Genomic DNA, 23,222 nt, shown 5'->3' with positions numbered 1-23,222 from the left:
GATGCGGGTCCGCCCGGCCACCTGGTTGCTGTGGCCGGGCGGACCCGCTGGTGTGCGATTACTTGAAGGAGACCTCGGCGAAGTTCTCCTGCGTCAGCGGGGAGACCTTCGGCGGGTTGACGTTCTTGGCGAACGCGATGGCCGGCGGCGACGACGAGATCGGCACGCCCGGGACGTACTCCGCGATCACCTCGTTGGCCTTCTTGTAGGCCTCGGTGCGGGCGGCCTGGTCGGTGACCTTGGAAGCGGCGTTCACGGCGTCGAAGACCTTCTCGTCCTTGAAGCCCCACTGCTTGTCGGGCCCGGCGAACCAGGTGCCGATGAAGTTGTAGCCGTCGTTGAAGTCACCGGTCCAGCCGAGCATGTGCAGGGCGCAGGAGCCCGCCTCGGTGGCGTCCAGGTAGTCCGGGGCCCACTTCATGGCCTTCGGCTTGATGGTGATTCCGGCCTTCTCCAGGTCGGCCTTCATCAGCTCGAACATGTCCTGCGGGGCAGGCATGTACGGGCGGGTGACCTCGGTCGGGTAGCAGAAGTCGATGGTCAGCTTCTCCTCCCCGGCCTGCTTGAGGAGGTCCTTCGCCTTGTCGGTGTCGAACGGGTACGTCTTCACCTTGTCGGAGAAGCCGGCGACCGTGTCGGGCATGAACTGGGTCGCGACCTTGCCGCCCTCGGGCAGCTGGGTGTTGACGAGGTTCTCGCGGTCGATGGCGTGCGTGATCGCCTGACGGACCTCGGGCTTCTTGAGCGCCGGGTTCGCCGACTGGCTCATACCGAGGTAGAAGATGTTGAAGACGTCACGGGTCGGGACCTCGTAACCCTCCTTCTCCAGCGTCGTCACATCGGCCGGCGCGACCAGGTCGTAGCCGTCGATGTCACCCGCCTGGAGCGCCTGGCGGCGGGTCTCCTCGGTGGAGATGGTGCGGAAGACCAGGTTCTTCACCTTGGCCTTGTCGCCCCAGTAGTCGTCGAAGGCCTCCAGCGAGACCTCCTTGTTGCCCTTGTTCCACTTCACGATCTTGTACGGGCCGGTGCCGGCGACCGTGCCGGCCTCCTGGCTGTACTTGGGGTACGTGATCGCGTCGCCCTTGGCGGTCGCGTCCTGCTTCTCGTACTCCTTGATGGCCTTCGGCGAGTGGATCGCCAGCGCCTGGAGGGAGAACCCGCCCGGCAGGTTCGCCGAGGGCTCGTTCACCTCGATGACGGCCGTGTTCTCGTCCTTGGCGGTGCAGGACTTGTAGTTGGGCTTGGGCGCCTCGGCGTCCTCGTTCTTCGCGAACCCGCCCATGATGGTCTGCCAGTAGTAGGAGACCGCGCTGGACTGGTAGGTGCCCTTCCAGTTGAACCAGTGGTCGTAGTTCGCACAGACCGCGGCGGCGTTGAACGCCTCGCCGTCGTGGAACTTCACGCCCTGGCGCAGGTTGAACGTCCAGACCTTGCCGGCCGGGTCGCTCTCCCAGTTCTCGGCGAGGCCGCCGACGAGCTTGCTCCCACCGGGCTCGTGCTCCAGGAGCGCCTCGAAGGCCTGACGGGTGACGCGGAACGTCTCGCCGTCGCTCGCGAGGGCCGGGTCGAGGGAACCGGGGTCACCGGCTCCGGCGAAGACGAAGGTGTCCTTGTCGCCGCCCTTGGAGCCGCCTTCGTCCCGCTCGCTGGAACAGCCCGTGGCGATCAGACCGACAGCGACCGCTGTCGTGATCGCCCGGACAGCCCGGGACTTGAATATTCGCATGGGTCCACCCCTGGTTCGCCATGTGGTGAGGTTTGATGGCCGCACACTACAGACGGTGCCTGCCGCAAGAGAACAGTCCGGATAGCGGTGAGACCTAGTCGAGACCCGGACAGTTAACAAACCGTCCAGTTCCGGGACATCCTCACGGGGGAAGTTAACAAGCCGGACATCGAGGGGTGTTCGACGGAGGGTGACCGGAGGCGGGCGGGCGGCCGGAGGCGGAGGGCACGCCCGACCGCTCAGCCCTGGTCCAGGGACCGGACGGCTGCGATGGCCGGGGGCTCGCACACCGAGACCCGGCGCAAGGGCTGCGCCGCGGGACGCGACTGGGGCCGATGCTCGCCGCCTTCCTCCTGTCGCTCCCGCCGGCCGCGGTCGGCACCGCGCTGTACGCCTCCGGCACGTCCGCGCTGCGCACCGCCGATCACACTGCGGAGGTCACCCGCCCGAGCGCCGTCAAGGAGTCCTGAGCGGGGCCGACCGGAGCGCCCGGCCGGCCGGCCCTCCGGGGCTCAGCGGGGCTGGGGCGGGTAGCCGTATCCCGGCGCGGCGACGGGCGGCGGACCGGCAGGGGCGTGTGCCTCGCGGTCGTAGAACGGGCGGGCGTTCGCACGCAGCCACATGCCGACCGGGTCGTACTCGTCGGACATGGCGACGGTGGAGACGGGGAGCCCTTCGGGGACCGCCCCGACCGACTGCCGCATCATCTCGCGCACCGATTCGACGGAGGCGCGTCCGGTGTCGTAGAGGTCGAGGCCGATCGCGAGATACGGGACGCCGACCGCCGGGTGCACCCAGGCGCGGCGCAGGGAGCGGATCGCGGGGGTGCGGTGGGCGTTCTGGGTGAGCAGGGCGTAGAACTGCGGGAGCTCGATGGCGGGTTCGGTCAGCCGGAGCGGTCCGGCGGGCAGCCGGTCCAGGCCGGTGGCGATCCGGCGCAGGTCGAGCCAGGGGATGCCGACGCCGCCGCCGGGGGCGTGCGGGTTGAGCCAGATGCCCCAGCGGTCGGGGAACAGGGTGCGGGCGATATCGCGTCCGGTCACCAGCTCGTGGGCCCGGTTCCAGCCGCTGGCGGAGAGCTCCTGGGCGGAGGTGACGCAGGGGGCGTAGCCCAGGCCGTCGATCTCCATGTTGCCGTACTGGGCGTCCGGTGAGCCGGCCGTGCCGTGCCAGAGCAGCATCCAGATCCGGCCCTCGGCGACCGCGGCGAGCAGCGCCTCGTAGGTGTCGTAACGCCCGGGGGTCACCTGGCGCAGCATGTGCTCGACCTTCCCGGCCGCCGCAGTGCCTGACGCACTCACCCTGGGTTCCGCCCCTCGTCGATCCGTCGCGTTCACGCCACCGCTCCCGGGCACACGGGAGTGACCACGCCATCAAACCAGCTTATGCGCCACTTCTGACACCGACTTGACGCCACGGTCCGGCGGCGGCCGGTCCCGTTGCCGTCAGCGGGCCTCGTACCGGTGGATCAGTGCCCCTCGCGCCGGTAGAACGGGCGTACTTTCTCCCGCATCCAGTCGCCGACGAGGTCCTGGGCCACGTCCAGCAGGACCAGGTTGACCGGCCAGGGCACCTGGACCCGGCCCAGTGCCCGGCCGATGGCGTCCATGGGGGCGCTCTGGCCCGCGCCGTCCCAGGTGGCGAACTCGACGCCGACGAAGAGGACCGGGTCGCCGCCCTCGATGCTGGCCAGGGTCCGGCGGGCCGTGCTCACCACGCCGCCGGCCTCGAACTCCTCGGACACGGCGGTGAGGAAGTCGACCGGGTCGTGCTGCCAGTCCGGCTCGAACAGCCGGACCCGGCCGCCGGTGGCGGGCCCGTCCAGGGCGGTGCGGCCGGCCCGGCAGAGCTCGGCGACGGCGGGCGGCGGAAGCGGTATGCCGACCGCGCCGCCGGGGTTCACGGCGATGCCGACCTGCGGGGGCAGGCCCCGGGCGAAGTCGCGGGCGGGCGCGACGGCGAAGGACATGTGGCCGCCGACGCAGCTGTGGAACTGGGCCTCGGAGCTGAAGACGGGGACGAAGGCCGCCCCGTCGATCTCCATCATCGGCAGGTCGAGGTCCGCGCTCGCGGGGCTGCCGCCGGTGGGCAGCGGCACCCAGACGGAGCTGCGGCCGAGCACCTCGACGAGGCGGCCGCCCGCGTCCGGGACGCCGAGCGAGGCCGTCAGCACCTCTTCGAGCTCGTTGGCGGGCCAGCCCTGCTGGGGGTGCGCCGGTGCGGGTGCCGGAATGTCCACTGCCTCTGTGCCTCTCTCGACCGCCTCGGCCGCGCGCGGCGGCCGTCGTGCTCCGGCCAGCACCCTAACCCTCAACGGGCGGTGGAGGCCTCGGCGTCCGTGAAGGAGATCCGGCCGAGCGCCCCCGCGGCCTCCCGGTCCAGCAGCACCGCGGAGGCGCAGCCGGCGGGCAGCAGCCCCTGCTCGGTGTCGCGGAGCAGCCGGGCCACGGCGTGCCGGTGGCGGGCGAAGGCGTAGCCGGAGACCCCGCGTCCGCGCTCGCGCTGCCCCTGCCGGGCCACTTCGGGCGTCACGTCGAGCAGGATCAGATGGAGGGTGCGGCCCCGGCTCACGGCGTGCCGGGCGAGCCAGCGGCGTACCCAGGTCTGGGTGCCGCAGTCGTGCACGACGACGGATTCGCCGGAGCGCAGGGCGTTCCAGAGGCCGAGGTAGTGCGCGGCGCGGACCAGGGGGCGGTAGAGGGCGTAGGGGAGTAAGCCGGGCAGGGCGGCGGCCCAGCTGTCACGGGTGTTCTGGGAGTCGATGGCGCGGCCTCGCGCGGCCCGCCGGATGAGGGTCGACTTGCCGCTGCCGGGGAGTCCGGAGACCACCACGACGTCGCCGGCGGTGAAATCGAGGCGGTACGGACCGCAGCGGGTGCGCCCGCGCAGGTCGCGTACCACCGGCGCGCCCTCCGTGAGCAGTTCCCGCACGGGTGCGCCGGGCTGTGCGGGCATCGCGCCGTGCGCGACCCCCGCGGTCGGTTCCGACCGCTGCAACGTCATTGCCCATCCCCCCTGCCGTCGGGTCACCCACACCTGCCCCTGAGTGTAAAGAAAAGGCAATACGGCACAACCGGCCCTGGGCCTGTCGTTCCCTTATTCACCTGCGTGGGGACCTGACCCCCCACTCTCCTCCAATGCGTGCGATGATGACCCCGCCAACTGCATACCGGCCGTTCGAATCCGCGCGGGAGAGTTCCGGCCACAGTGTGAGCCGGGCGCCGAAGGAGCAAGATCCTCCCTTGAATCTCTCAGGCCCCGTACCGCGTGGATGAGGCAGATCTGAAAAGCGAGCCGCTCCGCGGCTCCACCCAAGGTGCAAGCCGAGCCCCCTGAACAGGGGCGTCCTCCAGGGGCATACCCCGTCGGGGGCTATCGGCGAACCTCTCAGGTTCCGATGACAGATGGGGAGGATTCGTCCTGACGTCGTCATGCCCTGGAGCCGTATCCATGAGCACTGCCCCCCGTCTCACCGCCCTCGACGCGCTGCACCGCTCGCTCGGCGCCACCATGACCGACTTCGCGGGCTGGGACATGCCGCTGCGGTACGCCAGTGAGCGCGACGAGCACAACGCCGTACGCACCCACGCCGGGCTCTTCGACCTGTCGCACATGGGCGAGATCACCGTCACCGGGCCCGAGGCCGCCGCATTCCTGAGCTACGCGCTGGTGGGCAACATCGCCACCGTCGGCAACGGCCGCGCCCGCTACACGATGATCGTCCAGGAGGACGGCGGCATCGTGGACGACCTGATCGTCTACCGGCTCGGTGAGACGGAGTACATGGTCGTCGCCAACGCGGGCAACGCCCAGATCGTGCTGGACGCACTGACCGCCCGCGTCGGGGGCTTCGACGCCGAGGTGCGCGACGACCGGGACGCGTACGCGCTGCTCGCGGTCCAGGGCCCGGAGTCGCCCGCCATCATGAAGGCCGTCACCGACGCCGACCTGGACGGGCTGAAGTACTACGCGGGCCTGCCGGGCACGGTCGCCGGGGTCCCGGCGCTCATCGCCCGTACCGGCTACACCGGCGAGGACGGCTTTGAGCTCTTCGTCGCGCCGGAGCACGCCGAGCAGCTGTGGCGGGCACTGACCGAGGCCGGCTCCGCGCACGGGCTGATCCCGTGCGGGCTGTCCTGCCGGGACACGCTGCGCCTGGAGGCGGGCATGCCGCTGTACGGGCACGAGCTGACGACCGCGCTCACTCCGTTCGACGCGGGCCTGGGCCGGGTCGTGAAGTTCGAGAAGGAGGGCGACTTCGTCGGCCGCGAGGCGCTGCGGGCCGCCGCCGAGCGCGCCGAGACCGCTCCCCCGCGCAAGCTGGTCGGCCTGGTCGCCGAGGGCCGCCGGGTGCCGCGCGCCGGTTTCCCGGTCGTCGCGGACGGCAAGGTGATCGGCGAGGTCACCTCCGGCGCACCCTCCCCCACCCTGGGCAAGCCGATCGCCATGGCCTACGTGGACGCGGCCTTCGCCGCGCCGGGCACCGGGGGCGTGGGCGTGGACATCCGCGGCACGCACGAGCCGTACGAGGTCGTCGCGCTGCCGTTCTACAAGCGCCAGAAGTGATATCCCGGAAGAAACCGGGCTTCCTCACCCGCACGCAGGCGTCACGGAAGTGACGTACCTCCGTCTCACACCGTAAGACCACCGTTCATCAGCACTCCCCCGCGTACAGGAGAATTCAGGTCATGAGCAACCCCCAGCAGCTGCGGTACAGCAAGGAGCACGAGTGGCTGTCGGCCCTCGAGGACGGCGTCGCCACCATCGGCATCACGGAGTACGCGGCCAACGCGCTCGGTGACGTCGTCTACGCCCAGCTCCCGGAGGTCGGCGACACGGTGACCGCGGGCGAGACCTGCGGCGAACTGGAGTCGACCAAGTCCGTCAGCGATCTGTACTCGCCGGTGACCGGTGAGGTGACGGCGGCCAACCAGGACGTCGTGGACGACCCCTCGCTGGTGAACTCCGCTCCCTTCGAGGGCGGCTGGCTGTTCAAGGTGCGCGTCGCGGAGGAGCCGGCCGATCTGCTCTCCGCCGACGAGTACACCGCGTTCTCCGGCAACTGAGACCTAAGGGACCCCCTGATGTCGCTTCTGAACTCCTCCCTCCACGAGCTGGACCCGGACGTCGCCGCCGCCGTCGACGCCGAGCTCCACCGTCAGCAGTCCACCCTCGAAATGATCGCCTCGGAGAACTTCGCTCCGGTCGCCGTCATGGAGGCGCAGGGCTCCGTCCTCACCAACAAGTACGCCGAGGGCTACCCGGGCCGCCGTTACTACGGCGGCTGTGAGCACGTCGACGTCGTCGAGCAGATCGCGATCGACCGGATCAAGGCCCTGTTCGGCGCCGAGGCCGCGAACGTGCAGCCGCACTCCGGCGCCCAGGCGAACGCCGCCGCGATGTTCGCGCTGCTGAAGCCGGGCGACACGATCATGGGCCTGAACCTGGCCCACGGTGGTCACCTGACCCACGGCATGAAGATCAACTTCTCCGGCAAGCTCTACAACGTGGTTCCGTACCACGTCGACGAGAGCGGCCGCGTGGACATGGAGGAGGTCGAGCGCCTCGCCAAGGAGTCCCAGCCGAAGCTGATCGTCGCCGGCTGGTCCGCCTACCCGCGCCAGCTGGACTTCGCCGCCTTCCGCCGCATCGCGGACGAGGTCGGCGCGTACCTGATGGTCGACATGGCGCACTTCGCGGGCCTGGTCGCGGCCGGTCTGCACCCCAACCCGGTGCCGCACGCCCATGTCGTCACCACCACCACGCACAAGACCCTCGGCGGTCCGCGCGGTGGCGTGATCCTCTCCACCCAGGAGCTCGCCAAGAAGATCAACTCGGCGGTCTTCCCCGGTCAGCAGGGTGGCCCGCTGGAGCACGTGATCGCGGCAAAGGCGGTCTCGTTCAAGATCGCGGCGGGCGAGGAGTTCAAGGAGCGCCAGCAGCGCACCCTGGACGGCGCGCGGATCCTGGCCGAGCGCCTGGTGCAGCCGGACGTCACCGAGGCGGGCGTCTCCGTCCTCTCCGGCGGCACCGACGTGCACCTGGTCCTGGTGGACCTGCGCAACTCCGAGCTGGACGGCCAGCAGGCCGAGGACCGGCTCCACGAGCTGGGCATCACGGTCAACCGGAACGCCATCCCGAACGACCCGCGTCCCCCGATGGTCACCTCGGGCCTGCGGATCGGCACCCCGGCGCTGGCCACCCGCGGCTTCGGCACCGAGGACTTCACCGAGGTCGCGGAGATCATCGCCGCCGCCCTCAAGCCGTCCTACGACGCGGACGAGCTCAAGGCCCGCGTGGTGGCGCTGGCCGAGAAGTTCCCGCTGTACCCCGGCCTGAAGTAGCACCTGGCCTGCGGTTCTGCACGTTCGGGCGGGGCACCGCGCACACTGAACAGGGTGAGCGTGGTGCCCCGACCCGTGTCCCCCGCTCCACCGTTCGCCCCGCGGGCCCCACCCCGGCCCGTTCCGCACCACCCGGCCCGTTCCCGCACCACCCAGGCAGACAACGGCGTCTTCCAACCCCAAGGAGTATTTCCGTGGCCATCTCGGTCTTCGACCTCTTCTCGGTCGGCATCGGCCCGTCCAGCTCCCACACGGTGGGCCCGATGCGCGCCGCCCGGATGTTCGCGCGCCGCCTGAAGAACGAGGGCCTGCTCGCGCACACCGCCTCGATACGGGCCGAGCTGTACGGCTCCCTCGGCGCGACCGGCCACGGGCACGGCACGCCCAAGGCGGTCCTGCTCGGCCTGGAGGGCGAGTCGCCCCAGACCGTGGACGTGGAGTCCGCCGACGGCCGGGTCGAGGAGATCCGCGGCAGCGGCAGGATCAACCTGCTGGGCATGCACGAGATCCCGTTCGACTTCGACGCGGACCTGGTCCTGCACCGCCGCAAGGCGCTCCCGTACCACGCCAACGGCATGACGATCTTCGCGTACGACACCGAGGGCGCGCCGGTCCTGGAGAAGACGTACTACTCGGTCGGCGGCGGCTTCGTCGTGGACGAGGACGCGGTGGCCGGGGAGAACCCGATCGTCCCGGACGACACCGTCCTGCGGCACCCGTTCCGCACCGGCGACGAGCTGCTGCGGCTGTCCCGCGAGACCGGCCTCTCCATCTCCTCGTTGATGCTGGAGAACGAGCTGGCCTGGCGCACCGAGGCGGAGATCCGCTCCGGGCTGCTGGACATCTGGCGCGTCATGCAGGCCTGCGTCTCGCGCGGCATGTCCCGCGAGGGCATCCTCCCCGGCGGCCTCAAGGTCCGCCGCCGCGCCGCGAACTCCGCCCGCCAGCTGCGCGCCGAGGGTGACCCGCAGGCCCACGCGATGGAGTGGATCACCCTCTACGCGATGGCGGTCAACGAGGAGAACGCGGCGGGCGGCCGCGTCGTCACCGCCCCCACCAACGGCGCGGCGGGCATCATCCCCGCCGTCCTGCACTACTACATGAACTTCGCGGCCGGCGGCTGCACCGAGACCGAGAAGGAGGACAGCGTCGTGCGCTTCCTCCTCGCGGCCGGAGCGATCGGCATGCTGTTCAAGGAGAACGCCTCGATCTCCGGCGCCGAGGTCGGCTGCCAGGGTGAGGTGGGCTCCGCCTGCTCGATGGCGGCCGGCGCCCTGGCCGAGGTCCTCGGCGGCTCCCCCGAGCAGGTGGAGAACGCCGCCGAGATCGGCATGGAGCACAACCTGGGCCTGACCTGCGACCCGGTCGGCGGCCTCGTCCAGATCCCGTGCATCGAGCGCAACGGCATGGCGGCGGTCAAGGCGGTCACCGCGGCGCGGATGGCGCTGCGGGGCGACGGCAGCCACAAGGTCTCCCTCGACAAGGTCATCAAGACCATGAAGGAGACCGGGGCCGACATGAGCGTCAAGTACAAGGAGACCGCGCGGGGCGGCCTCGCGGTGAACATCATCGAGTGCTAGTACGTAGGCCCTGACCAGCGCGTTGTGGGCCGGAGTCCCGTCGTGGTGCGGGCCGCCCGGGACGTTGATCGGGTATCCGTGATTCCGCCTCCCGGATGTATGGGGAGCGCAGGGTTGGCATAGCTTCGGGCGGCGGTGACCGGGCTTGCGGAAGGAACCTGCGCGCGCCGCCATTCGGGGTCCCAGCCGGAATGGCACCGCGTCCTGCTTATCAGCAGTCGGCCGGGCGTGCTCCGCTGCACGCCGTATCGCCGATGGATCCTCCGCATGCCCGGGCCCGCGCGGGGCCTGAGCGTGCGCGGGGCCTGAGCGTGCGCGGGGCCGGGACGTGCGCGGAAAGTGACCGCAGGCGACTGCCCGTAAAGATGTGCGGTCCGTCGTCGTTCACCGAGAATAAGGAAGATGAAGAGCGAGGGCGGCGACGTGATCGCGACACGTGGTTCTGCCCTGCGCTCCCTGGCCCATGCTTTCGCCGACCGGCACGCCGAGCCGGTGCTGCTGTTCGTCGAAGGCTCCGCCGGCCTGGGGAAGAGCCATCTGCTCCACGAACTGGCCGGCCTGCCCGAGACGCCCGACGTGGCCCGGCTGTGGTGGCGGTGCGGAGGCGACGGGCGGCCGGAAGAGGACGGGCTCTGGCAGAAGCCGACCCTGCTGCTGGTGGACGACGTCCACCGGGCGGACGAGGACGAGCTGAGGCGGCTGCGCCGGGTGCTGGAGGGACTGAGGCCGGGCTCGGCGGCCGCGGTGACCTATCGTCCCGAGGAACTCCCCGTTCCCGGGCTGCCGCTGGGCGGTTCGGCCATGACGTATCCCTTCCGGCTGACGGTGCTCAGGGAGCGGCTCGTGCCCTGGGACGAGGAACACGTCCGTCGGGCGGCTGCGGAGGCCCTGGGCGACAGCTGCACGGTCGAGGCCGTGAGCAGGCTGCACGAGCGCACCGGCGGAGTACCCCGGGCGGTCGTCGATCTGCTGGCCATGCTGCGGGAACAGCGGCCGGCCTTCGCCGGCACGGCCGCCGAGGTGGATGCGGCCGGTGTGCCGGCCCGTCTGGCGGAGCTGGTGCTGAGCCGCACGTACGCGTTGTCCCCGGCGCACCGACCGCTGGTCTGGGCCGCCGCCGTCCTCGACGGGCCCGCCGACCGTGACGAACTGATCGCGGTGTCAGGGCTCGGGACCGTACCGGGAGGCGGCGCACTGCTGCGGGCCCTGGAAGGCGCGGCCCTGGCCGAGCTGGGCGAGGGCCGCTACGGCTTCGCGGTCCCGCTGGCCGCTTCGGCGGTACGCGCCACCGTGCCCGGACCCGTACGCCAGGACCTGCACCGGCGGGCGGCGTATGTGCTCAGCCGCAGACAGCCCGTGGCATGGGCCGCCGTGGGCGAGCACCACAGGGCGGCCGGCGAGTACCGCAGATGGCTCAGGGCGGTGGAGAAGGCGGCCGAGTCGGCGGCGTCGTCGGGCCGGCACCAGCAGGCGATCACCCTCCTGGAGCGGACGCTCGCCACACCCGGCATCCCCCCGCAGGCCCGGGCCCGGCTGGCGCCGCTACTGGCCCGCAACGCGGTGACCGGGCTGCGCTCGGACCAGACCGTGGAGGTGCTCGCGCAGATCGTGCAGGACGCGGCCCTTCCCCCTGCCGTACGCGGAGAGCTGCGGCTCGACCTGGGGCTGATGCTGTCCAACCAGATGGGGCGGTTCGCCGAGGGCTGGCGGGTGCTGGAGATCGCCGCCGCCGAACTGCGCGAGGTCCGGTCCGCCCTGGCCGCACGCGCCATGGCGGCACTGGTCACCCCCTACTGGCCGGGCCCCTCCCTCGACGTGCACCAGGGATGGCTGATCAAGGCAAAGGCCGCCGCGGACGACAGCGGGGACGAAGCCATGCGTACGGCGGTCCTGGCCAACCATGTGGGACTCGCCATGAGCTGGGCCGACCCCGAAGCGTGGGACCTGGTGGAGCAGTTGCCCGTGAAGAGCACGGACCCCGCATGCGCCCGGCAGGCCGCACGCGGTCTGTGCAACGCGGCGGACTCCGCGGTCTGGCTCGGCTTCTACGGGCGGGTGGACGACCTGCTGGCGGAGGGACGCGAGCTGTCCGCGCAGACCGGCGCGCCGTATACCGAGCACGGTGCGCTGGGGACGCTGCTGCTGCGGGCGTGGTGGACCGGCCAGTGGCTGGGCCTGGCCAAGCGGTGCGAGGACTTCATCACCGCCACCGCCGACATGCCCTTCATCGCCTCCGACGCCTACGTCGTACGCGGCCTGCTCGCCGTCGCCCAGGGGGACTGGGGAGAGGCCAGGGCTTGGCTGTCCCAGCGGGGGACGTTCGGGACGGAGAACCTGCCGGTGCCCCTGGGCGCGACAGCGGCCGGCGCCGTGATCCGCCTGACGCTGGCCCGCCAAGAGGTGACGGCCGCGGCGGAACAGGCGCGTGCGGCCTGGAGGGTGGTGGCCGACAAGGGGGTGTGGCCATGGGCCGCGGAACTCGCACCGTGGGCCGTGGAGGCACTGGCGCGCGCGGGCGACACGACCGCGGCGCACGCCATGGTCCGGGATTTCTCCCGGGGCCTCGGAGAAGCTGACGCCCCCGCCGCCAGAGCCGCGCTGGTATGGAGCGAGGCCGTACTCGCCGAAAGCGAAGCCCTGGCGCAGGGGCGGCGAAGTGGTCTGCTGACGGCTGCGGAGTCGTACCGGAAGGCCTCGGCGGCCTACGCGGAGCTTCCCCGCCCTTACGCCCAGGCACTGACCACAGAGGGCGCCGTGCGCTGCGTACTCGCGGCGGACACCACGGACACCACGGAAAACTCCGGCTCGGTTGCAGCGAGCGGGTCCACCGCCGCCTCGACGGACCCGCCGCCGGACCACGCCGCCACCAGGTCGGCGATCACCGAACTGGAATCCTGCGCACAGCACTTCACCGACCTGGGGGCCGTCTGGGACGCGACGCGGGCCAGAGCCCTGCTGCGCACACGACAGCCGGCCAGGAAGGGCCGCCCTCCCGGACGCCCGTCGCACACCGACCAGCTGTCCCCCCGGGAGGCGGAGGTCGCACAGCTTGCGTCCTCCGGCCTGACCAACCGGGAGATCGCCGCGACCTTGCACCTCTCCCCACGGACCGTGGAGCAGCACATCGCCGGCGCCATGCGCAAGACCGGCGCACTCTCCCGCCGCGACCTGGCCCACCGGCTGGGAGAGACGCCTTGAGGGCGCCTCCGCGACGAACCGCCGCCCGCTACCTGGGGCACCCGTCCCACAGGGGCAGAGGAGACCGGCCGGCCCTGAAGCTCCTGTCGTGATCCCAGACGGCCACGGTCGCCGCGGTCCAGTCGAACACCCAACCGGAGCGCACCCCGCGTGCTCCCCAGCCGTCCGGGCGACGGCGCGGGATGGCGAAGCCCGCCTTCTGTGCGGCAACCGCCGCGTCGCACGCCTCGCGCGCGATGCGCAGGGCATCCGACTCGGTTTCGGCGGACCCGGTGAAGACGTGCAGGCCGCACCGCTCGGGCTGCCCAGAGTTCCTGGTGGGGACATTGACCTGGAAGTAGAGCTCGGTCATGACGCCATCTCCTCGGTGTCGCGGTTTCCTGCCCTGCCGGCGCGGGCTACGACGAATGCGCGCTGGTAGGGCTGAGTTCCCTCGCGTCGGATCCACCGTTTTCAGGTGATATCACCGTACGAGGCGCGCCCGGTCCCCAATATCCGGAACGACCCGATCACCTATACGTATCCGGGCGGTCCACGGACGAGCCGCGCCGGCGCTCGCCGCACATCCGGCCGGCCGGACACGGCGACAGCGGGCGGGCTCCGTGTTCACCGCCTCCGGCCGGCGGGCCCCGCGCCGGAGTGGGCCGGGCGGCGCGCACGCCGCCGTGTCCGTGATTCACACCTACGGATGAACACACGCACGCTCTGTCACCGGGGTCCGTCCACCGACGGCGGCACCGTCATGCCCATGATCAAAGGAAGCATGAAGCACTTCCAGGTCACCGCGACGGAGGTGCGGGTGGTCCACACGGGGAGCAGTACGGTCACCGCACTGCCGGCCACGTCAGCGCGACCGTCCCGGTCCGGGGTGTCGTCCTTGCGGACCGCCCATGACCGTGTCTTCCAGCTGCCGGGGTACTCCCTACCGCCCCCCGCGCGCCCGCTCCTTCGCCAGCCACGGCCCGAACTCGCTCTCCAGCACCAACCGCCCCAGCTTGCGGTACTCCTGGAGCACCGCCGTGACGAGCTGGTCCATGGCCAGGGGGCCGCCGGACTCCGCCGCGAGATAGGCGGCGGTCACCGCGCAGGCCCGGATCGACCCGCCGGCCAGCTCGAAGCGGTTCGCGCAGAAATCCAGGTCGAGCGCGGGGTCACGCGGGATCGCCGGGCCCAGGCAGCGGTCCCACAGGGCCAGGCGCTGCTCGGCGTCGGGCATCGGGAACTCCGCGATCACGTCCAGGCGGCGGGTGAACGCCTCGTCGAGGTTGGCCCGGAGGTTGGTGGTGAGCACGGCGATGCCGTCGAAGGACTCCATGCGCTGGAGGAGGTAGGCCGACTCCACGTTGGCGTGCTTGTCGTGCGCGTCCTTGACCTGGGACCGCTTGCCGAAGATCGCGTCGGCCTCGTCGAACAGGAGGATGCCGTTGACGTCGGACGCCTCGACGAAGATCCGCTCCAGGTTCTTCTCGGTCTCCCCGATGTACTTGTCGACCACCGTGGACAGGTCCACGACGTAGAGCTCCATGCCCAGTCCGGCGGCGATCACCTCGGCGGACATGGTCTTGCCGGTGCCGGACTCCCCGGCGAACAGGGCGATGACGCCTCTCCCCCGGCCTCCGCCCGGCCGCATCCGCCACTGCCCGAGCACCGTCTCGCGGTGGCGGGCGCGCAGGGCGAGTTCGGAGAGCTGGGTGCGGGTCGCCGGAGGCAGCACGAGGTCGTCCCAGCCGACAGCGGGTTCGATGCGGCGGGCGAGCCGCGCCAGGCCCGCGCCGTTCTGGGCGCGGACAGCCGTGCGCAGGTCCTCCGCGGTCACCGGCCGGGGACCGAGGGCGGCGAGCCGGGACGCGACGGTCGCGGCCCTGCGCAGTTGGCCGGAGTCGAGCCGGTAGGCGGCGGCCGCCTCGATGAGCGCGTCGTCGGCGGTCGCGTGCGCGGCGGACAGGCCGACGGACCGGCCCGCTTCGGCGAGCGCGCGCCGCCACAGCCGGGCGGCACCGCCGGGGCCGGGGGGCGGGACGGTGACGGGCACCGGGCTCTCCGCGGTCCACAGCGGGTCCCAGTTCTTCTTTCCGTACGCGATGAGGGGCGTGGAGACGAGCGCCTCGCACAGGGCGCCGAGGATCCGGGCCCCCTCGGGGCGTTCGGGGGCGAGCGCTTCGAGCGGGCCGAGGATCACCCCGGCGTGGCCGAGGCGGGCCTCGGTCGCCAACGCCCTTACGAGTGGGGCCGGTTCGGTGGCGGCGGCGAGTGCGGCGATGTCGACGACCAGCGGGCGCCGGCCGACCGTGTGCAGTGCCTCGACCGCGAGACCGCGCGGGTCGCCGCCCCGGTCGAGGAGGTGCACCAGGCCGCTGCCGGTGCCGAGGGCGGCCGCGATCCGGGGGATCTCGGGCCGCTCGTCGGGCTCCCGCGGGTGCGCGGCCTCCCGGACGAGCCCGCGCAGCCGGCCGTCGGTCTCGTCGTCGCCGAGGAGATGTGCGGTGACCCGGTCGGGTACGCGCAGGGTCCGGGAGAGCAGTGGGCGTTCGGGGTCCGCGATCTCCAGCAGGCCGCCCTCGACGAGCGGGGCGGACGGCGAGAACCGGAAGCGGCCGGAGCCCGCTGCGGGCAGCCCGCAGAGTTCCAGGGCCAGGCCGATGGTGGGCCGGCGCCGGGTGAGGTCGTCGTTGAGGTAGCCGTACAGCCGCTCGAAGCGGGTGTCGATGTCGGGGGCCAGGGCGACCAGGAGGAGTTCGACGTCCAGCGGTGCCAGGCCGAACCGCTCGCCCAGTCGGCCCAGTCGGCCCGCGGCGGGAGTGCCCGGACCGGCTCCGGCCCCGTACGCCGGTACGGGAGTGAACGCGTCGCGGGTGTCCAGGATCCGGGCCGCGGCCTCGGGGGTGAGGTACTGCCCACGGTAGGGGTCGTCGGGGTCCGGGTCGACGGCCCGGCGTGCGGCGACGGCTTCCCGGACCCGCTGCTCGACGCGGCCGAGCCGCTCCCAGAGTTCGCCGATGCCCGGTTCCTCGACTTCGGCCAGGTGGCCCTGACCGTGGGTGATCTGTGGTGCCAGGGTCATCGTGCCGCGTTCCCCCGCTTGCGTCGGCCGGGCGGCAACTGCCTTTCCCTGGGCGCGGCGAAACCCTGCCCGCCCGGGTCGGACGCCCCGTCGTAGCGCAGCCGGCGTCCGGGGCCGCCGCCGTCGCCGTCCAGGTGCGGTGCGGCCTTCATCACGAGTCCTTCGGTGACCGGCGGTCCCGCGGGGGTGCGCTCGCCGGCCAGCGGTGCGACGACCCGCAGGTCGATCGCGGCCTTCAGCTCGCCGCCGAGCGCCGACCAGACGTCCGAGGCGGACGGTCCGCCGGCTCCCGGGCCCGCCGCCTCCAGCTCCACGGTCAGGCCGAGTTCGGCGAGGCTGCCGGTGTGCATCCGGGCGGGCAGCACGTCGGAGCGGACGAGGGTGCGCAACACCTCTGAGAGCAGCCGGTGTTCGTCCTGCGGGCGGTTGGTCCAGGCGGTGACCAGATAGGTCAGCTCGAACCAGCGCGGCGGGGCCCGCCAGCCGGTGACCACGCCCCCCTCGTCGTGCGTCTCGGCCGTACCGGTGCGCCGTCTGCCCGCGTCCTCGCGGATGCCGTGCAGGAAGACGCTGATGGTCGGGGCGTTGCGGCGGGCGGACCAGTCCTTGGTGGGGGCGTCGAAGACCAGGTCGACGCCGCTGTCCTCCAGCCCGGCCTCGGCCAGCAGCAGCCGCAGCCCCTCGTCGACTTCGTGGATCATCGGCGGATCACCTCGTCGGGCGGGGTGATGGTGCCGAGCACGACCAGGAAGTCCGTCTTCACGGGGCTGAACCCGGGGCCCTTCGCGGTGATCGTGCGCGGCCCGGTCCGGTCCTTGGCCAGGATGAGGAGCTGGGCGGTGAACGTGCCGTCGCCCAGCGGCCGGGTGGGGGCCGCGGCGGCGGTGATCCCGGGCTTCCAGCTGAGGGTGACGGGCGCGCCGGGCGGGAAGTCCCTGCCCCGTACGGAGGTGACGAAGCCGGGCTTGCCGATGGCGGGCACCGCGATGATGCGGGGCTTGAGGATGCGCAGCGGGATCCGGGAGACGTTGTCGCGGAGGTTGGCGTCGGTGCCCGTGGTGGTGAGCGACGCGGTGATCGTCGTGCGGAGCGCCTTGTCGGGCGACAGGACGACGCTGACGACGGTGGACGCGCCGGGTGCGAGGTCGGGGAGCGTGCACGTGCCGCCGGTGCAGCCCGCGGGGGGCGGTCCGGCGGGGATGTTCGCGGGCAGTCCGAGCTTCAGCCGGAGTCCGGTGGCGAGCGCGTTCCTGCCGTTGCGCACGGTGTACGTCACCACGACCTTGCCGCCGACGTAGCCGGGGCTGGGCTGGGCCCGCACGGTGACGCCGGGTCCGGCCTCGGGCGCGGTCGGCGGGGGCGCGGGGGCCGGCGGCGGGGGCGGCGTGGTCGTCGGCGGCGGCGTGGGGGTCGTCGGGGTCGGGGTCGGCACCGTGGCCGTCGGGGTAGGGGTCGGGGTCGGGGTCGGGGTCGGGGTCGGCGGTGGCACATCCTCGACCGGGACGATCGTTCCGGTGGCGTTGTCCGTGGGGTTGGGGTCGAGGACTGCCCCGGTGACGGACCAGCCGACCCGCTGGTCGCCGGTGGTCACGCCGGTCAGCCGGGCCGTGATCGTCACGTCGGTCCCGGGCGGGACGATGCCGAGGTCGCACTGGGGCGTGCCTGCGGCGCAGTTCCCGGCGTCGGTGGTCAGCTCCTCCAGCCGTACGCCGGGCGGGGCGTCGACGGTGAGCGTGGTGCCGGGCGAGGGCGAGGGGCCCCGGTTGGTGACGGTGACCGTCACCTCGGTGGACGAGCCGACCTCCACCGGGTCCCCGGTGGGCGGCGCGGTCAGCGACAGGTCGACCGACTGCTGGAAGGCGGGCTCCTTCTGCCGTCCGTCGTGCGTGTTGTCGACGGGGGCGAGGTCGCCGGAGGCGATGTCGAGTACGGAGAGCTGCTCCATGGAGTTCGGTGGGAGCTCCCGGCGCGAGGTGAAGAGCAGCTTGCTGCCGTCGGGCGACCAGGCCACGTCACGGGGCTGGTGGGGGCCGGTCGCGCTGGTGTCGGGGATCGGCAGGTCGCAGCCGTCGGGGTCGTCCTTCTGGACGGAGGGCAGCACGACCCGGCAGCCGCCGCCGCGCAGGGGCTTGATGAGGACGCCGGCCCGCTGGTTGACCCGGCCGCCGCCGTCCTTGCGGTTGAACGCCACCTTCAGACCGTCGGGGGAGAACGCCGGGCTGTCGTCGATGACTTCGCAGTCGCCGGGGCAGATGGTGGCGCTCAGGTCCCGCTGCCGGTCGAGGTCGTCCACCGGCACGACCCAGATGTGCTTGTTGGCGCCGTTGCCGTTGATGACCTGGCTGCGGGTGAAGGCGAGGTTGACGCCGTCGGAGGACCAGGTCGGCTGGGCGTCGTCGCCCGTCTGCTGCCCCTCGGGCGGGCGGATCTCGTCGAGGATCGCGCCGGTGGCGACGTCGGCGATGAGGATGCGCCCCGGACCCGCCGCGTCCCCGACGCCGCCGGGCGAGGTCCGGGTGAACGCGAGCCTGGTGCCGTCGGGCGAGAAGGTGGGGTCGGTGTCCCAGTCGTCGGGGCCGCGCCCGTCTAGCGGCAGCACCGCCTCGTTCGTGCCGTCGGCGTCGGCCATCCAGATCCGCTCGATCCGCCCGTTGGCGCCGTCCTCGAAGCGGGTGACGACGATGCGCCGGCCGTCGGGCGTGTAGTTCTGCCGCTCGTGCCACGGGTCGTACCCGTCGGCCGGCCGGAACAGGGGGTTCACGGCGGGGTCCTCGTTCGTGCGGGCCGCCGGGTCCTCCTTCAGGATGGTGAGGTGCAGGTCGCGCGGGTCGGAGCCGTCCTGGCGGACGTCCTGGAGCGTCACGACGTACGCCGCCGACAGCAGGCCGTCCGGCTTCGCGGTGATGCGGGGGACGATGACGGTCCCGGCGGGAGCGAACCAGGTGGGCGGTCCCACCTCGCGGTTCTCGTTGACCAGTTGGTCCGGCGGCTCGTTCTCGAACGCGGTCACCCGGTAGACGTGGTCGAAGTCGTCGCAGCCGCAGGTGTGGTAAGGGCTGAGGAAGACGATGTCGTCTCCGTCGGGCAGCCAGGACGCCGAGCGGGTGCCCCACTCGGCGTGTCCCCCGGCCAGCAGCGGCCGGTCGGTCCCGATGCCCTGGGTGGCGCGCAGTTCGGTGCCGTCGTCGACGTCCGGGTCCGGGTCGGTGGTGAGGGTGTACGCGACGAGGCCCCGGCGGGCTCCGTCGTCGACCGGGTTCCAGGACGGCTCGGTGGCGTCGCCGGCCGGGCCGTCGCTGATCCGGGTCCGCGGGCCGCCGTCGACGGCCCGCTCGTATATCTGCCACCCCCGGACGGCGTCGCCGTCACAGGCGTACGCGATCCTCGTGCCGTCCGGGGACCAGGTCGGGGACTCCTCGTTGTCGGGGGTGTCGGTGAGCCGGCGCGGGTTCGAGCCGTCGACGCCGACCGACCACAGGTCGCGCTGGACCGTGCCGCCGGGTCCGGGCTCGGCCGAGTCGAAGACCACGGTGAGGCCGTCCGGGGAGAGTTCGGGGTGGGCCGCGTCCCGGCCGGTGGTGAGCCGGAGCACCGCCCCGTCCGCGCCGCGCACGTAGACCTGGGGCCGGGCGCTGTCGCGCAGACTGGTGAAGACCAGGACGTCCCCGCGGGCGGAGGGGTCCTGGTCGTAGTGGGCGGGGCCGTCGCCGAACAGCGGGTCGCTGGTGTCCGCTTCGTTGGCCTGCCCCAGGCTGCGGTGTTCGGTACCGGCGAAGGCGACGCGCCCCGCCTGGAGCGGTTCGGCGTCCGCCACGGCGGCGACGGCCTCGCCCGCCCCGTTCGGGGCGGCGGCCGAGCCCACCAGCAGCAGGGGCGCCAACAGCACCACCGCGCCGGTCAGTCGGCCCAGCCGGGAATGCTTCGCCGGGCCAGCAGTGCCGGTCACGGCCCACCTCACAGTCTGTCGATGACTCTCCACCGGCCAGCTTCGCCCGCGCGCGGGGGCGAAGGACAGGCCGCGAGTACCCGAAGCGGGGGAAGGGACCGCTGCCCTTTGCGGCGGTGGGCGCACCGCGCTCGGGGCAGCGGGCCGCCGGTGGTGCCGGAGCCGGCCGGCGGGGAGGCGTCGGACGGGCCGCACAGGCCCGTCCCGACGCGGTGCTGCCGTTCCCCTACGGCTGGCGGCTGCCGGTCGAGGTCGACGCCCGGCTGCCGGCGGCGGAGGCCCGCAAGCATCTGGCGCGGGGGCGCGGGCACCCCGCCCACACAGCGGCCCGCCGCCAGGCCGTCGACGAGCGCGAGGGGCGTCTCGTCTTCGTCGCGCGGCCGCCGGAGCACTGACCGGTCCGGCCGGTCCGCCTCCGCCGGCCGGGCGCGGAGGCGGACCGGGCGTGGAGGCGGACCGGGCGTGGAGATGGACCCAGGCATGGAGGCGGGCCAGGTCCTGGTGGGTGGCCAGGTCCTCAGATGAGCCCGTGCCTCATCGCGTAACCCACCGCATGGGCCCGGTTGCGCAGTTCGAGCCGGGTCGCGACCTCGTGCAGCACGTTCTTGACGGTGCGTTCGGAGTACGAGGTCTTCTGCGCGATCTCCGCGGTGTCGCAGCCCTCCGAGACCAGCCGGATCATCTCCGCCTCGCGCGCGGTGAGGGTGGAGAGCGTGAGCCCGCGGGGGTCGAGGACCGTCCGCTGGAGGGAGCTGACGTGGTCGAGGAGCTTGCCGAGCAGATCGCCCGGCAGGACGCCCTCGCCGTTGGCCATCGCCCGCACCAGATGGACGAGCCGGTCCTGGTCGGCCTCACCGCGCCGGAGGACGGCGGCGACCCCGCACTCGATCATGGTCTGGAGGGCGCCCGACTCGAAGAACCCCACGACCAGTCCGGTGCGGGTGGAGGTGTTGCGCTGGAGGCGGTGCAGAAGCTGGACGGTGGGCTCGTCCACCATGTCCACCACGACCAGGGAGACCTGGGCCCGGTCCGCCTCGGCCTCCGGCAGCAGTTCTATCTCGGGCCGCACGCGCAGTTGGTGGATCATGCCGGTCTGCAGGATCAGGTCCTCCGCGTACACCGCCACGGAGACCCTGCCCACGGGCGCTCCCCCGGAGCCGGCCGTGCGGCGGTCCGCCGCGTCGGGCCTGCGGTACTGCCCGCGCGTCGCCGTGCCGTTCGCGCTGCCGTTCGCGCTGCCGTTCGCCGTACTGTCGGTCCTGCCGCTGGTCGTGTCCGTGATCGTCGTCATCGTTGTTCCGTGCCCGTCTTCCTCAGGTACTTCAGCCCGATATGCCTGTTGGTGCTGCCTGCTGGTGCTCGTATCGCCTCCGCCGGACGGTGCAGGGCGCGCGGGCGCGCGGAGGTGGCGCGGGGACACCGTGCCGGTGGGCCCCCGGGGCACCACCCCTGCCCGCTTGTTGCCCTCGCGTCTCTGCTGCCGGACGGTGCGGGCGGCCTACCGTCGCAGGGTGACCACATCTGCCGAACTCGAAAGCCCCACGGTGACGGTGTCGCCGGGCGGTACCGCGACGACCACTCTGACCGTGCGCAACGACGGCGACATCGTCGAGGCCTACACACTCGAAGTGGTCGGCGACTGCGCCGCCTGGAGCACCGTCGAGCCGGCGCGTGTGTCGCTGTACCCGGGCACCTCCGAGACGGTGACCCTCACCTTCGCCCCGCCCCGCTCCCACGAGGTCCGGGCGGGCGAAACCCCCCTGGCCGTACGGGTCCTGCCGGCGGAGCGGCCCGAGTCGGTGGTGGTTCCCGAGGGCACTGTGACCGTGGAGCCCTTCCACGAGCTCCGCACGGAGCTGGAACCGCGCCGCCGCCGGGGCTGGCTGGGCGCCCGCTTCCGTACCGCCGTGCAGAACAAGGGGAACACCCCGGTCGACGTGGCCCTCACGGGCAGGCAGGCCGGGGAGGATCTGCGCCTCGCGTTCGCGCCGGACAAGAAGCGGCTGGAGCCGGGCGAGTCGGCGGAGGTCCGGCTGAAGGTCCGGGCCCGGAAGCTGATCTGGTTCGGCGAGCCCGTCACCTGGCCGTTCGAGGTCCGGGCCGCCGAGGGCGCCGAGGGGGAGGCCGAGGACGAGCAGCCCGGTGGACCCGAGCCGCTGCCCGGGGAGTTCGCCCAGATACCGGTGCTGCCCAAGTGGCTGCTGATCGTGCTGGCGGCGCTGCTGGCCCTGCTGCTCGCGTGGTTCGCCCTGGTGCGGCCCGCGGTGCAGAGCACGGCCAAGCAGGCCGGGACGAAGGCCGCACAGGAGGAGACCGAGCGCGGCAAGGAGCAGGGGTCGACCCCGCCGGGCGGTGCGGACGACCCGGCCGGCGGCCGGGGAGAGGGAACCGGCCCGGACGGAACAGGCCCCGGCGCGGGCGGTTCGGGCCCGGGAGGCTCCGGCGGAAGCGGGGGCGGGGGCTACGGCTCCGGCGGGGGCGGCCAGCAGGCGTCCCGGACGATCGACGTGCAGACGCGGGCGGGGGCGACGGAGGAGGGCGCCTACAAGGTGCCGGCCGGGAAGGTGTTCGGCGTCACCGACGTCGTGGTGGCGAACTTCCAGGGTGACGAGGGCATCGTGACGATCTCTTTCGGAGAGCACAAGATCACGACCATCGCTCTGGAGACCTTCCGCAACCAGGACTATCACTGGGTCACCCCCATTCAGGTTCCGGAGAACGCCACCGTCACCGCTTCCGTCACCTGTGCCAAGCCCGGCACTCCGGCCTCCGGAGCACAGGCTTCCGGGTGCCATCAGGTTCTGAATGTCAGCGGCGTGCTGAGCGATCTCGCACGATAGAAACAGCGGCGCCGAGCGCTCTGCTTCGTCTCTCGACGAGACAACAGCAGAAACCCGGCCGAGAGGAAACCCGGCGTGCCGGGCGATGGCGGATTCGTCCTCCCGGATACGCCAGAGGTCTCCACCAGTTCGGTCGTCCGCGGCGGCGAGAGCATCGGAAGAATATCCGCTTCCGGCGGCCGCGGGCACGAACGGGCCTGCTCAGAAATGGTTCTGACGGACCAAAGGCAAACGGCGGGCGCCCGTTCGGAGCGTCTCCGTGCCCGCTTCCCCCCTCCGCACCCGGCCGAATCCGCCCACCTTCTCGGCGCATTCTGGCCGAATCGTGTCACCTCGGAGCGTTTTCCCGGTGACCCCGGACGGTTCCCGGCCTCCCGCCGTTTACCGAGAAAAAGAGATACCAAACACATCGGGTCCCCGGCGCGCCGTCCGCCCTTTAACCCAATCCCCCGGCAGAAGCAGTCGCCTCGGACTGTTCCGTAAGGCGTTGTTCTCGCTCTCTTCATGCCACCGGCGGAATGCGC

The 23,222-nt window shown here is 72.3% G+C and carries 18 protein-coding genes and 1 riboswitch; of the genes, 8 read left to right on the top strand and 10 right to left on the bottom strand.

The annotated features are described in order from the left end of the window. Nucleotides 1–58: 58 nt before the first annotated feature. Nucleotides 59–1,729, bottom strand: coding sequence for an ABC transporter substrate-binding protein (locus tag IG90_RS0110945; protein WP_030581222.1), 1,671 nt, complete (start codon nucleotides 1,727–1,729; stop codon nucleotides 59–61). A 335-nt stretch (nucleotides 1,730–2,064) separates the two neighbouring features. Here IG90_RS0110945 and IG90_RS46665 point away from each other — a divergent pair, with 335 nt between their 5' ends. Next, complete coding sequence (locus IG90_RS46665) at nucleotides 2,065–2,199, top strand: hypothetical protein (RefSeq protein ID WP_267958690.1); 135 nt, start codon at nucleotides 2,065–2,067, stop codon at nucleotides 2,197–2,199. A 42-nt stretch (nucleotides 2,200–2,241) separates the two neighbouring features. Here the strand turns inward: IG90_RS46665 and IG90_RS0110935 are convergent, their stop codons facing one another. The 3 genes from IG90_RS0110935 to IG90_RS0110925 all read right to left on the bottom strand — a co-directional run bounded on the left by IG90_RS0110935 (nucleotide 2,242) and on the right by IG90_RS0110925 (nucleotide 4,732). Further along, the gene (locus tag IG90_RS0110935) at nucleotides 2,242–2,988 is read right to left on the bottom strand and encodes an enhanced serine sensitivity protein SseB C-terminal domain-containing protein (protein WP_051860067.1); all 747 of its coding nucleotides are present in this window, start codon (nucleotides 2,986–2,988) and stop codon (nucleotides 2,242–2,244) included. A gap of 209 nt (nucleotides 2,989–3,197) precedes the next feature. Further along, nucleotides 3,198–3,968: an enhanced serine sensitivity protein SseB gene (locus IG90_RS0110930; RefSeq protein ID WP_030581216.1), complete on the bottom strand. Its 771-nt coding sequence runs from the start codon at nucleotides 3,966–3,968 to the stop codon at nucleotides 3,198–3,200. 71 nt (nucleotides 3,969–4,039) lie between these two features. Beyond that, entirely contained in the window at nucleotides 4,040–4,732 is a 693-nt protein-coding gene (locus IG90_RS0110925; RefSeq protein ID WP_030581213.1) for an AAA family ATPase, read from the bottom strand. Nucleotides 4,733–4,907: 175 nt separating this feature from the next. Beyond that, a riboswitch (glycine riboswitch) is annotated at nucleotides 4,908–5,005 on the top strand. Nucleotides 5,006–5,179: 174 nt separating this feature from the next. Here IG90_RS0110925 and gcvT point away from each other — a divergent pair. The 5 genes from gcvT to IG90_RS0110900 all read left to right on the top strand — a co-directional run bounded on the left by gcvT (nucleotide 5,180) and on the right by IG90_RS0110900 (nucleotide 12,851). Next, nucleotides 5,180–6,295: a glycine cleavage system aminomethyltransferase GcvT gene (gene gcvT, locus IG90_RS0110920; RefSeq protein ID WP_030581210.1), complete on the top strand. Its 1,116-nt coding sequence runs from the start codon at nucleotides 5,180–5,182 to the stop codon at nucleotides 6,293–6,295. A gap of 122 nt (nucleotides 6,296–6,417) precedes the next feature. Beyond that, nucleotides 6,418–6,795, top strand: coding sequence for a glycine cleavage system protein GcvH (gcvH, locus tag IG90_RS0110915; protein ID WP_010060008.1), 378 nt, complete (start codon nucleotides 6,418–6,420; stop codon nucleotides 6,793–6,795). Nucleotides 6,796–6,813: 18 nt separating this feature from the next. Further along, nucleotides 6,814–8,073 carry a serine hydroxymethyltransferase gene (gene glyA / locus IG90_RS0110910; RefSeq protein ID WP_030581207.1) on the top strand — a complete coding sequence of 420 codons (1,260 nt, stop codon included), beginning with the start codon at nucleotides 6,814–6,816 and terminating at the stop codon, nucleotides 8,071–8,073. A gap of 194 nt (nucleotides 8,074–8,267) precedes the next feature. Then, nucleotides 8,268–9,653: an L-serine ammonia-lyase gene (locus IG90_RS0110905; RefSeq protein ID WP_030581204.1), complete on the top strand. Its 1,386-nt coding sequence runs from the start codon at nucleotides 8,268–8,270 to the stop codon at nucleotides 9,651–9,653. 402 nt (nucleotides 9,654–10,055) lie between these two features. Continuing rightward, a complete protein-coding gene (locus IG90_RS0110900) occupies nucleotides 10,056–12,851 on the top strand; it encodes a helix-turn-helix transcriptional regulator (protein WP_033893970.1) in 2,796 nt (931 codons plus the stop codon). A 28-nt stretch (nucleotides 12,852–12,879) separates the two neighbouring features. Here IG90_RS0110900 and IG90_RS0110895 read toward each other — a convergent pair whose 3' ends face one another. The 5 genes from IG90_RS0110895 to IG90_RS0110875 form a co-directional block, all read right to left on the bottom strand. Beyond that, nucleotides 12,880–13,203 carry a hypothetical protein gene (locus tag IG90_RS0110895; protein WP_030581198.1) on the bottom strand — a complete coding sequence of 108 codons (324 nt, stop codon included), beginning with the start codon at nucleotides 13,201–13,203 and terminating at the stop codon, nucleotides 12,880–12,882. 356 nt (nucleotides 13,204–13,559) lie between these two features. Beyond that, nucleotides 13,560–13,694 (bottom strand): hypothetical protein, encoded by a 135-nt coding sequence (locus IG90_RS46660; protein ID WP_267958691.1) that lies wholly within the window; start codon nucleotides 13,692–13,694, stop codon nucleotides 13,560–13,562. A 79-nt stretch (nucleotides 13,695–13,773) separates the two neighbouring features. Beyond that, nucleotides 13,774–15,912, bottom strand: a complete 2,139-nt coding sequence (locus IG90_RS0110885) for an ATP-binding protein (protein WP_030581195.1) — start codon at nucleotides 15,910–15,912, stop codon at nucleotides 13,774–13,776. Next, nucleotides 15,909–16,613, bottom strand: coding sequence for a Pvc16 family protein (locus IG90_RS0110880; RefSeq protein ID WP_030581192.1), 705 nt, complete (start codon nucleotides 16,611–16,613; stop codon nucleotides 15,909–15,911). Before IG90_RS0110880 ends, IG90_RS0110885 begins: the two co-directional genes overlap by 4 nt. Then, the gene (locus IG90_RS0110875; RefSeq protein ID WP_033893968.1) at nucleotides 16,610–19,858 is read right to left on the bottom strand and encodes a DUF11 domain-containing protein; all 3,249 of its coding nucleotides are present in this window, start codon (nucleotides 19,856–19,858) and stop codon (nucleotides 16,610–16,612) included. Before IG90_RS0110875 ends, IG90_RS0110880 begins: the two co-directional genes overlap by 4 nt. A gap of 116 nt (nucleotides 19,859–19,974) precedes the next feature. Between IG90_RS0110875 and IG90_RS46655 the strand changes: the two genes are divergently transcribed. Then, a complete protein-coding gene (locus IG90_RS46655; RefSeq protein WP_030581186.1) occupies nucleotides 19,975–20,253 on the top strand; it encodes a hypothetical protein in 279 nt (92 codons plus the stop codon). 122 nt (nucleotides 20,254–20,375) lie between these two features. On the opposite strand, the gene IG90_RS0110865 is transcribed toward IG90_RS46655, so the two are convergent. Then, nucleotides 20,376–21,149, bottom strand: a complete 774-nt coding sequence (locus IG90_RS0110865; protein WP_030581183.1) for a helix-turn-helix transcriptional regulator — start codon at nucleotides 21,147–21,149, stop codon at nucleotides 20,376–20,378. A gap of 253 nt (nucleotides 21,150–21,402) precedes the next feature. Here IG90_RS0110865 and IG90_RS0110860 point away from each other — a divergent pair, with 253 nt between their 5' ends. Continuing rightward, on the top strand, nucleotides 21,403–22,698 hold the full coding sequence (locus IG90_RS0110860; protein WP_030581180.1) for a COG1470 family protein: 1,296 nt from the start codon (nucleotides 21,403–21,405) through the stop codon (nucleotides 22,696–22,698). Nucleotides 22,699–23,222: the final 524 nt, after the last annotated feature.

The organism is Streptomyces anulatus, assembly GCF_000721175.1.
GTDB lineage: Bacteria > Actinomycetota > Actinomycetes > Streptomycetales > Streptomycetaceae > Streptomyces > Streptomyces anulatus_C.
Note: the sequence above shows the minus strand (reverse complement) of the source record. Positions and strands in the feature narration are given on the sequence as shown.